Origin of the sequence: Methylobacterium sp. GC_Met_3 (genome assembly GCF_026540775.1) — a bacterium.
GTDB lineage: Bacteria > Pseudomonadota > Alphaproteobacteria > Rhizobiales > Beijerinckiaceae > Methylobacterium.
Genome location: NZ_JALNUL010000001.1, coordinates 180,329 through 191,122 on the forward strand (window position 1 = coordinate 180,329; position 10,794 = coordinate 191,122).

Annotated in this window: 8 protein-coding genes; 3 read left to right on the forward strand and 5 right to left on the reverse strand. The window is 69.8% G+C overall.

Annotated elements, in window-relative coordinates; all coding sequences use genetic code 11:
* Positions 1–80: 80 nt before the first annotated feature.
* Complete coding sequence (locus OXS27_RS00880) at positions 81–281, forward strand: hypothetical protein (RefSeq protein WP_243923316.1); 201 nt, start codon at positions 81–83, stop codon at positions 279–281.
* A 31-nt stretch (positions 282–312) separates the two neighbouring features.
* Here the strand turns inward: OXS27_RS00880 and OXS27_RS00885 are convergent, their stop codons facing one another.
* Both OXS27_RS00885 and OXS27_RS00890 read right to left on the reverse strand, forming a co-directional pair.
* Complete coding sequence (locus tag OXS27_RS00885; RefSeq protein ID WP_243923318.1) at positions 313–1,254, reverse strand: MBL fold metallo-hydrolase; 942 nt, start codon at positions 1,252–1,254, stop codon at positions 313–315.
* A 205-nt stretch (positions 1,255–1,459) separates the two neighbouring features.
* Positions 1,460–2,644 carry a murein L,D-transpeptidase family protein gene (locus OXS27_RS00890; RefSeq protein ID WP_267353614.1) on the reverse strand — a complete coding sequence of 395 codons (1,185 nt, stop codon included), beginning with the start codon at positions 2,642–2,644 and terminating at the stop codon, positions 1,460–1,462.
* Between the two features lie 855 nt (positions 2,645–3,499).
* Between OXS27_RS00890 and OXS27_RS00895 the strand changes: the two genes are divergently transcribed.
* Positions 3,500–4,819 carry an MFS transporter gene (locus tag OXS27_RS00895; RefSeq protein ID WP_243923327.1) on the forward strand — a complete coding sequence of 440 codons (1,320 nt, stop codon included), beginning with the start codon at positions 3,500–3,502 and terminating at the stop codon, positions 4,817–4,819.
* Positions 4,820–5,041: 222 nt separating this feature from the next.
* Here OXS27_RS00895 and OXS27_RS00900 read toward each other — a convergent pair whose 3' ends face one another.
* Positions 5,042–5,656, reverse strand: coding sequence for an NIPSNAP family protein (locus tag OXS27_RS00900; RefSeq protein WP_267353617.1), 615 nt, complete (start codon positions 5,654–5,656; stop codon positions 5,042–5,044).
* 497 nt (positions 5,657–6,153) lie between these two features.
* Between OXS27_RS00900 and OXS27_RS00905 the strand changes: the two genes are divergently transcribed.
* Positions 6,154–7,266: an FAD-binding domain-containing protein gene (locus OXS27_RS00905; RefSeq protein WP_267353619.1), complete on the forward strand. Its 1,113-nt coding sequence runs from the start codon at positions 6,154–6,156 to the stop codon at positions 7,264–7,266.
* Between the two features lie 82 nt (positions 7,267–7,348).
* Here OXS27_RS00905 and OXS27_RS00910 read toward each other — a convergent pair whose 3' ends face one another.
* Both OXS27_RS00910 and OXS27_RS00915 read right to left on the reverse strand, forming a co-directional pair.
* Positions 7,349–7,822 (reverse strand): hypothetical protein, encoded by a 474-nt coding sequence (locus tag OXS27_RS00910; protein WP_243923332.1) that lies wholly within the window; start codon positions 7,820–7,822, stop codon positions 7,349–7,351.
* A gap of 195 nt (positions 7,823–8,017) precedes the next feature.
* Positions 8,018–10,591 carry an ABC transporter ATP-binding protein gene (locus OXS27_RS00915; RefSeq protein ID WP_243923334.1) on the reverse strand — a complete coding sequence of 858 codons (2,574 nt, stop codon included), beginning with the start codon at positions 10,589–10,591 and terminating at the stop codon, positions 8,018–8,020.
* Between the last annotated feature and the right edge of the window lie 203 nt (positions 10,592–10,794).

The following is a 10,794-nucleotide window of genomic DNA, read 5'->3' on the forward strand; positions in this document are numbered from 1 at the left end:
ACGGAACGGCCGCCGGTCCCGCGCATTCTCACGGTCTCGCGCCGCATCGGCCGGCGCGGTCGCGTCCGCCGGAGAGTGCGATGATTGTAGGGATGTTCGTCTCCGCGGCGATCGCCGTCCTCGGCCTGCTCGTCGCCCTCGGCTGGATCGGCCATCCGATCGACGATCAGCTCATCAGCAATTACGGCTGGAGCATCCTGACCATCGGCGTCGCCCTGTTCGTGCTGTTCGGGTTCCGCTGGTTCAACCGGTCGCGCAAGGCCCGGTCCCTGGCCCGCTGAGCGGCTCGCATCCGCTCCGCCCGCGCCCTGATCAGGCGACCTTCACTCGGCGGCGCACCTCGCGCGCCACGGCGGGCCGGCCGCTCGCCCGGCGGCTCACGGTACGGGGGGCACCGACCGTGATGCTCTGGGATTCGCGGGCGATGAAGGCGGTCGGCATCTCGGCCTGAAGGTCGGCCTCCATGTCGCGCAACGCCGTGTCGGAATGGGCGGGGTGCAGGTGGATGATGGCCAGCGCCTTCACCCCCGCCACCTGCGCCAGTTCGACGCCCTTCTGCCACGTGGAATGGCCCCAGCCCCGGCAGGTCGGATACTCACCGTCCGTGAACATGCCGTCATAGACCATCAGGTCGGCCCCGGCGACGAAGGCGGCGAGCGCCGGATCCGGCCAGGGATCGCTGTGCTCGATGTCGCTGATCAGGCACAGGCGGCGGCCGCCATGCTCGAACCGATAGCCCACCGAGCCCTGCGGGTGGTTCAGCGCGATCGTGTCGACCCGCGTCCCGTCCGGGAAGGTCAGGGTCTGGCCCGCCTCGAACCCGTGATGGTTGAAGGTGCAGCACAGCTTGTCGAGCGTAACCGGGAAGAGCGGCGGGGCGAACAGCCGGTCGAGGGTCGGGCCCGCCGACTCGCCGCCGAGATTGCCGCAATAGGTGTTGATCACCCGGTTGCAGTCGAGCACCGCGGGCTTGAAGAACGGCAGACCCGCCGTGTGGTCGAGGTGCAGGTGGCTGAACAGAAGGTCGACTTCCTGCGGCAGATCAGTCCGATGGCCCTGCCCGAGGTTATAGATACCCGAGCCCGCATCGACGATGAACATCCGCTGCCCGCAACGGACCTCCAGGCAGGGCGTGCTGCCACCGAACTCGACATACTGGGGGCCGCTGACCGGGGTCGAGCCGCGGACGCCCCAGAAGCGCAGTACGAGGTCCTGATTGGCCGCCGGGACGGTCGGCCCATACGTATTGGACATGGCGATCACGAATCTGCGGACGTCGATCCCGATCCGTTACGATCGAGACCCCGTCGCCGTTCCGGGAAGAGGGCAAAGATTACGGCAGGCCGACGGTTCGAGAGTACCGTACGTCCCCTGCCGTACCATGAATTGGTGTGCCGCACGCCCCCGTGATGTGCGTCTGCGCACACGGATGGGCCGGGGTGGCGGGCTCCCGCATGCCTCACGGGGTCTCGGCCGACGCGATGAGGCCGGCGGTCGAACCGAACGGATGTGCTTGGCCGAGGGTGAGTCCGCCGCGGCCGGCAGTCAGCCAGGAGGGCAGGCCGTAGCGGGTCGGGATCGGGCCGGCGAGCGCCCCGAACGGATCCGCGGCGCGCTCGTAGACCGGGACGAAGCCGGCCATCCGCCGGGGCGACAGGGCGGAGCCCGACGCCCAGGTACTCCAGACCGCCTCCGGGACCGGGCGCGCGGCGCGGTGACCGGGTACGATCACCACCTCCTGCCCCGCGAAGGCCAGGGCTTCCGGCCGGCTGACGTCGCCGACCGCTCCGCCCCGGGCCGTGTAGGCCGCCCAGAAGGCGTTCTGCCCGCCGTCGGAATAGGTGGTGCGCACGGCCGGCTCCCCCGCCTCGGCGAGCGCCGCGATCCGCGCCTCCTCGACCGCCTGGCGGGTCGCCACGGCCGCCTCGACCGCGGGGTTCCTGGACGGCGCGAAGGCGTAGCGGCCGGCGACCACCGAGACCTGGAGTTCCTCGCGGCTCGCCTCGAACCGGTCGGATCCGGCCTTGAGCTCGCGCCAGAAGGCGAAGTTCGGGTCGGTCCGGTGGCGGGCCATGGCCTCGGCGCTCATCCGGAACGGGTAGGACTGGAACTGGAACGCCGCCTGCCCGCCCTTCAGGGCGTCGCGGGCGATGGCGTAGATCTCGCCGACCGTGCCGTCGGTCATGGCGAAGCAGCCCATCGACGAGCAGATGCCGTGGACCATCACGGCGGATCCGGTGCCGCCATGGGCCCGGTCGTAGGCGTTCGGATAACCGACGTCGAACGACAGATAGTAGTGCGAGTTCGGGTTCATCTGGCGCTGGGGCACCGTGTAGAAGCCCTCCGGGGTCTGGCGGTCGCCGCTCTTGCGCTTGGGGCCGAGCTGGCCGGACCAGCGGCAGATCGGGAAGGTCTTGATGAAGACGTAGCCGGCCGGGCCCTTCTTCCAGACCTCGATTTCCGATTCCTTCTTATAAGCCCGGAACAGCACCGGTGACGCGGCCGTGACGCCCTTCTGGGCCATCAACGCGAGGGTCGCGGCCGGAATCGGCGCCTCGGCCTTGCCGGCCTGGGCTGCGGCAGGGCCGGAGAGTGCCAGGAGGACGAGGCCGGCAGCGCGGATGATCGAAGGCGTTCGAGGCATGAACCGTCCGGGCTGGATCGGCCGGGATGGCGCCGAGCGGGCCGGATTCCCGACCTGACGGAGTATTGCGGCGGCGGTGAGGCTGCCATCGGACAGCCGTCCATGGGGGCCCGCGGACGTGCCAGCCGCTGCGCCTCGAAGCGGTGGGCGACGGTGTTCTGTTGCGCCCGAGGGTCTGGACCCAGCCCTTTCAAGATGTTTGCGGAGGCGCCGGCACACTGGCCAGGCTTGCTCTCCTCCCCCTTGCGAGGAGGAGTTGGAGGTGGGGGTGGTGCGGAAGTGCGCGGAGCGGTGCCTCCTGCACCACCCCCGCAAGGAGGAGGGGAAAACGCGGTGCCTCTCAATATGTGAGTGCCACAGTTTGCGATCCTTGCATCCGGCCCAAACACCTTGAAAGGGCTGGGTCGGAACCCAATCCGCTTGACCGTGTGAGGGGCTGCCTCCGATCCAAGTCCGCCGCTCGGACGCCCGTTGTCGTTTCTCAGAAGCGGCCGTTCGTCGGTCGTCCGGCCATTTCGGCTCGCGCCAGCGAGCGGACGCTCACCCTTCGTTCTTTGCGAGACGGTCCGCCTCCGAATCACCCGTGTCGTATTGGCTGCCGCCAACCTGCTGACGCGGTCGGCTTGTGTTGCGGACCCAGGGGCAAGCAGGGGTCAGCCAAGCGCCGTTCGCCCGCCCTGAACGCCAAAAGCTCAAAGCCGAAGTCGTCGGATGTCAGTTACATAAGCACCGGAATTGGCCGTCACCTCCTGTTTTTGGTCGCCCGACGCGTTGCGTCGATTAGTGCGGGGATTAAACCGAGCTTCAACATATGCGGCCCTCAAACCGGCCGCGGCTTGGTTCTGGAGCGACGCCGTGGCTACGTTTTCGGAGAGCGATCGATCCAGGTCCAAGGTGGCGACGGTGCTTCGCGTCACCAGCGGAAACTTCCTGGAGATGTTCGACTTCTTTCTGTTCGGTTTCTACGCCTCGTATATCTCCAAGGCGTTCTTCCCGGTCGCCAACGAATACGCGTCCCTGATGCTGACGTTCGTCACGTTCGGCGCGGGTTTCTTGATGCGGCCCCTCGGGGCGGTGATCCTCGGCGCCTACGTGGACCGCATAGGACGACGCAAAGGCTTGATCGTCACGCTGATGATCATGGCCCTTGGAACAGTCCTTATTGCCTTCGTGCCGAGCTACGCGACGATCGGGCTGTTCGCACCCTTCCTCGTGCTCATCGGACGCCTCCTGCAAGGGTTCTCGGCCGGCGTCGAACTCGGCGGTGTCTCAGTCTACCTGGCCGAGATGTCTACCCCCGGCAACAAAGGCTTCTACGTGTCGTGGCAATCAGGCAGCCAGCAGGTCGCGGTGATGTTCGCCGCGATCATAGGCTACTTCCTGAACCATGCCCTTGTCCCCGCCGAGATGAACGACTGGGGCTGGCGCGTCCCATTCTTCATCGGCTGCGCGATTGTGCCGTTCCTGTTCTACATCCGCCGCTCGCTGGAGGAAACCGAGGAGTTCCTTCAGCGCAAGGTTCGGCCGAGCACGCAACAGATATTCAGCTCGCTCGTGCAAAACTGGAGGATCGTCGGCCTTGGCATGCTGCTCGTCGCCATGACGACCGTGTCGTTCTATACGATCACCGTCTACACACCGACGTTCGGCAAGACCGTTCTCAAGCTTTCGGACACGGACAGCCTGCTCGTGACGTTCTGCACGGCCCTGTCGAACCTGTTCTGGCTGCCCGTCATGGGAGCGCTGTCGGACCGGGTTGGTCGCAAGCCGCTTCTGCTGATCTTCTCGGCGCTGACCTTGCTGACGGCTTACCCTGCGCTGTCTTGGCTGGTCGCAAATGCGTCCTTCACGAACATGCTGATCGTCCTCCTTTGGCTGTCGTTTCTCTACGGCAGCTACAACGGTGCGATGGTTGTCGCCCTCACCGAAATCATTCCGACCTCTGTGCGCACGGCAGGGTTCTCGCTCGCCTATTCGCTGGCGACGGCCTTCTTTGGAGGGTTCACGCCCTTGATCTCCACATGGCTGATCGAGCGGACGGGCAACCCAGCGGCTCCGGGATACTGGATGGCGTTCGGGGGATTTTGCGGCCTTGTCGCAACGATTGTCATCTACAGGGGCGTCGCTGTCAGGGACCGGTTGTCGACCCTCGAAACGACCGCTGCCCTGCGCTGAACCGGCCACCAGCCGGTGAAATGGCCTGCCAGCCAGCGCGCCTGTGACGGTCCAACGGCGCTCGGCGCTTGCATATCGTGAAGCGGACCGGCGGATATCCGCCGCGAGCCGCCGATCCGTTCGCGACCCATGCCGGGCCTGCGGGCGACCTTTGACGCAACCCGAACGCAGTCATGTGCGAGCTACTGCTCAGGGGCGTCTGAGGGTGGGGCAGAGGGCTATTCAGGCCAAGGGAGACGGTCCCTGGGGAAGCGCAATCGTCGACGTCGCTTCGGCGATCTGCTCCGGGCCTCCCTTCGGCGGCCAGACACCGGCTCCATAGGCGTGCGCGCGTAATTCCGCCCGCTCCTTCAAGCTCGCAAAGCCCCAGATGTGCGTGATCCGCGGCGCTCCATCGAGGGCGTACATGTTCGCGACGAGATGCTCGGTATACGCACGTGCTGGTGCGATAGCCGTTTCCCAGCCTGCGAGGGTTGGCGGTAGCCCACCGGGCTTCAAGCGGTAGCTTCGGAACTCGTACACCCCGCCACGGTCCCCGGTCCGGATCGGCGGTAGGAAGGGAAACGGTGCGTAGCTGTCCATCTCCAGCGCCGTCACCACGCTCCCCGCATTGAACGGGCTAGCACTCAAGAGCGCACGGCGACGCTCGGCCGTCATATCCTCCGGTGCCTCGAACCCGCGCAGCACGATCAACCGGCCGAGTGTTCCCATCTCGGTCCGCCAGCACCCGAACAGGTTACCCTTGGCTTCTGCGTCATTCACCCAGTGATAAACGCCTTCGGATGCCCGGCCGACTGCAAGCAACGGGCACGAAAGGGTCGCGAGTTCGTAGAGCATGTGAACCTCGGTGTCGTGCCTTCAAAGCGAGAGCGCGCAGTTGGTTTCAACGGGCCCGTTCTGCGCCTGCGGGGGTCGGTATCGGGGAAAGACACACCGTCCATTGCCGCCCAGAAGCGGACCGGCTCAAATCCACCCGGTGCGGACGTCACCACGGCCAAGCTGGTCGCGTTCAGGTCCTGACAATTCTTCGCTGCCGCTGCGTCCGCGGTGACCGCCAGGGCGCAGGGACCTCCTCACCGCCCCCATAGTCGGCCCAGACGACCTCGGCGACGCGGTTCCGGCAGGTCTGGAACGGGCGCCGGAACCGGTGCCGGCCGGACAGGATCGTTGAGCGCCGACGTGTCAAATGTCCGCGCCTGTCCAGCACGCCAGCCCTGGGCAGGCGCATGATCGATTCAGATCCGCCCCCCACCGGGCGAACGCGCAAGTCCTCCGTGCCGCAGACGGGCCGTGAAACTCCGCCCTATCTTCCCGGCATGGATCGCAGCTTTCCCATGACCCGCGACGCCGCGCTCGACCGGCTGTCCGCTTTTCTCGCGGAGGCGGGCCTCGCCTATGCCGGTGCCCGCAACACCGACCGCGGACCGGACGCGGAGCCGACGACATCGGCGCTCTCGCCCTACCTGCGTCGGAGGCTGATCACCGAGGCCGAGGTGGTGGCCGCGGCCGATCGCGCGTTCGGCGACGGGGGCGCCGAAAAATTCGTGTCCGAGGTGTTCTGGCGGACCTACTTCAAGGGTCATCTGGAGACCCACCCCGAGGCCTGGACCGGATTCCTGGCACTCGCCGCGGCGGACCGCGAGCGGCTGGCCACAGAGCCGGGGCTGCGCCGCACCTACGAGGCCGCCATCGCGGGCCGGACCGGCATCGACGGGTTCGACGACTGGGTCGGCGACCTCGTCGAGACGGGCTGGCTGCACAACCACACCCGGATGTGGTTCGCCTCGATCTGGATCTTCACCCTGCGCCTGCCCTGGGCGCTCGGGGCCGCGTTCTTCATGGCGCATCTGATCGACGGAGATCCGGCGAGCAACACCCTGTCGTGGCGTTGGGTGGCCGGCCTGCACACGCGCGGCAAGCACTATGTCGCCCGGGCCGAGAACATCCGGCGTTACACCGACGGCCGCTTCGACCCCGTCGGCCTCGACGAATATCCCGACCCGCTGGACGAGGCCACGCCGCCGCGCGAGGTCCCGATGCCGCGGGCCGACGCGGCGCCGGCCGGCGACGCCGCATTGCTGCTGCATCTCGACGACCTGAACCCGGAAAGCCTCCCGCTCGGCGAAGCCAGGATCGTCCGGGTCGGCGGCCTCGTCGTCCATGCGCCGGACGCCTCGGACCGGGTGCGGGACGCCGATCGAGCCGCGATGGCCGACGCCCTGAAGCGGGCCGCGGCGCATTTCGACTGTCCGGCGACCCTCGTCCCGGCCGACTGGGATGCGGGTTGCCCGACGGTGACGGCCTGGGCACCGGTCGGCCCCTCCGCCGATGCGCTGCCGGCCGGCTGCCTGCGGCTTCGCCGCGACTGGGACGAGGCCGCCTGGCCCCTGGCTACGCGCGGCTACGCGCGCCTGCGGAAGGCTATCCCCCAGCTCATGCCGCACTGAGCCCTGAACGACGTGGCGTGGAGCCGTGAGGCAAGCCCTCCGCGCGTCTCGCCGCGGCCGCTTTGGCGGTCGCGTAGGGGCTCTATGTGCAGGCCTGGGCCAGCTTCCCGTGCAGGTCTTTCAGGCCGGCCAGATCGACGTCCTCCGTGATCGCCTCGTGCCATTTGTCGAGGATGCGGATCTGAAAGCGACGGCCGTTTAAAATCTCCGCCAGCGCGTCACCATCAAGGGCGATGAGACCTTCGCTCTGCATGGCGCTGGGCGGAAACGCCGGTGTCGAGGCGGGCTTGTCGTCGATTCGGTACTGATAATTGAAGATCGCGTTTTTCGGCAGTCCGGTGACCACGAGCCTGTCCTTGCTCACCTGGATCCGTGACGGTGTCTTCGGCGTCAGAAGGCACGCGGCCTCGCCCGTCGCATTGCCGTCCGCCCGCTTCAGGTCCCAGTTGCCGGCACTGGCCAGGGGCGCGTCGCCCGCCTGGGCAGGGGCGGCGGGCGCGGTCAGTGCCGCCAGGACCGCCAGGACCGACATTCTCATGGGGATCTCCTCAGCCACGCGGCCGTCCTTCGGCCCGCGCGGGCACCCTTGGGCAGATCGGGCGCGCTGGGCGTCTGGCCACCCCGGACGCGCACGCGGATCCGCGCAAGGCGCGGTCGCCATCGACCCGACAGGGCCCGGCTGGCCTCCCGCGGGCGGTGAGGGCCCGCTTGGAGAGACGGTCGCGGACCACCCTTCGCGACCAATGGCCGCTCACGCCACCGCCACCGGCTCCGCCTCCGCGCTCACCGGCTCGGGCGCCACCACGGCGCTGTTCTCCACCGCGATCACCGCGTCGAACGGGGCGATCCCGTCCAACACCGCGGCCCCGGGCAGGCAGACGATCAGGCCGCGCCCGGCCCGCACCTGACGCAGCCCGGCCAGGCGGTCGCTCAGCCCCTCCTTGCGCTCGTCGGCGGCGATCGCGACGACCAGGATATCGGGCTCGCGGGCGAGGCAGCGGACCAGCTCGATCGCCATCCGCTCCCGGGCGTTGATCGCGCCGTCCGCCAGGGCGCCGGTGCTCGGCTGGATCTCGACCTTGCTGTCGAGGCCGAGTTCGTAGACCGCGGCTTCCAGGCCCTCCTCGGCGAGCACGCGCCGCACCAGCGCGCGCACCCGCGGCTCGGCATTGGCTTCGCCCAGGCTGATCCGGCCGAACAGCAGGTTCTCCTGGAGGCTCGCGGCCGGGTTGACCCGGCTGGGATCGTGGAACTCCACCGCGCCGGCGAGATGGGCCGGCAGCATCCGCGCGAAGGAGCGCCGGGCCTGGACCAGCCGGTCCTCGAAGGCGGTGTCGATCAGGCCGAAGCGATGGCGCGATTCGCTGTAGCGCAGAGCGAGCCCGATCAGCCGCATCCGGTCGCGCTGGCCCGCGGGGCCTCGGCGCAGGCCCCCGGCATCGGGCAGGCGCACCACGAGGTCCTCGAAATACCCCCGCTCCGCAGCCTGGAACAGCGAGTAGGCGTCGAACAGCGGATGGTCGTTGGGCAGGTCGGCGAAGATCTCCACGGTGCTGCGGGCGACCGACAGGCCGATCTCGGTCAGGGCCCGCACCAGCCCCTCGGCCTCCAGCACCGCCCGCAGGTAGGGATGCCGGGCGAAGCGCAGGGGCGCGAAGGCGCCGCCCACCGGCTCGCCGAACAGGATGTTCTCGCCGATGCTGGCCTGATGGTTGTAGCGATCGGGGTCGAACGGCTCGATGAGGCGCTCGGCCCCCTTGGTGGCCAGCGCCTGCCGCATGGTCCGGCGAGCCGAGACGATCGCGGCCGCGAGCCGCGGCCGGGCCGCGGGATCGAGCCGTCCGGTCAGGCCGCGGGCATACACGAAGCCGTCGAGCCCGGTCAGCCGGCACAGCCCTACGAGGGCGATGTCGTCGGGCGCCCGGGCCGGGTCGGTGCCGTAGAGCAGGTTCTGGCGCAGCGAGCCCGCCATGAGGATCGCCTCGCCGGCCGCGAAGGCGATGCGGCGGGCGCGCTCGGCGGAATCGAAGCCCCGCAGGTCCGTGCCCGCGTAGGTGACGGTGCCGGCGGTCGGCTCGACCTGCCCGGCGAGCACCGCGGCCAGCGCCCGGGCGCCGCTGCCCCGGCTGCCGGTGATCGCCACGTGGCCCGGCATGGACACCGCCACATCGACGCCGGTCAGCCGCTCGCCGGTGGCCGGATCGAAGGCGCCGACCCCCTGGGTCGCGAGGAGGCCCGAGCGGGGCAGCGGCACGGGCGCGCCGGGCCGCGCCCGCCGGCCTTCGAGGGACGCGACGATGCGGGCGAGGTCGCGCAAGCGCGGACGTACGGCGCGGCGCACCGTCCAGAGGCGCGCGCAGGCGGCGGCGAGCCAGCCCGCGAGGCCGAAGGCGCCCACCGCCGCCAGGAAAGCCGCCGGATCCACCGGCGGCGCCGGGGACGCCCCCGGAGCGGCCGTCCGCCACAGGGCTGTGCCGATCGCGATCGCGGGCAGGATCACCGCCAGCGCCAGGGCGGGGGCCCGCGCATAGGCGAGCCGCGCCTCGGCGCGCGCGACGGTGCCGCGCATCGCCGTCACGCGGGCGGCGATGCGCGTCCGTTCCAGGGCGGCCGCCCCGTGGTTGCGCACCGCCGGCAGGCGGCGCACGAGGTCGTTCAGGTTCTCCTCGGCGCGCACGCTGCTGCGCAGGCGCAGGTCCTGCCGGTCCCGGGCCCGTTCCAGCACCAGCCCGTAGGCGAGGCCGACCGCCCCGAGGCCGACCACGGCGGCCGGGATCAGCCGGGGCGCCGCCAGGGCGGCGAACCCCAGGGCCAGGATCAGCGCGGCGAGCGTCATCGCCGGCAGGACGATGCCGGCCGCGAGCAGCCGGTCGGCCCGCGCCAGCACCTCGCCGACGAGGCGGGCGAGGCTGCGCGCCTCGTCCCGCGCCCCGGCCGGGGCGTCGAGGACCGCCCGCAGGACCCCCTCGCGCACCGTGTCGGCGGCGCGGGTCTGGGCCTTGAAGCACAGGCGCGCCACCCACCAGCCGAGACCCGCCAGGATCACCGCGCAGGCGGCGATGCACAGGAACGCCGCGAGTTCGAGCCCGGCCGCCCGCATCGGCACGCCCGGTGCCAGGACGAACTCGCGGCCCTGCAGGGGCACCGCGAGGCGCAGGAAGGCGAGCGTCGGCGCATCGTCGCGGGGCAGCACCGCGACGAGGTCGCGCAGGCACAGGATGGCCAGCGCGCAAAGCGGGGCGCCGACCCCGACCGCGAGGGCCACGGCGGCCCCGTGCAGACGCCGCGCGGCACGCCAGGTCAGGAGGAGAGGATCGGATTCCATGCGTCTCCGGAGGGGAACGGGGGCGTCCGCGGCGTCCCATCGCGAGCCGCATCGGCATAGGCCCTCGCGCCGGCCACGGGAAGCGTTCCGGGGCCGTGCGACATGATCGGTCCGCCTAACCCAAGTTCTAGCCCCGGTCTGGAAGCGCTCTAGGTTAGACGTGTGGTGCGGTGCGCGGCCCGGTCGCGATCGGGATCTGAAGG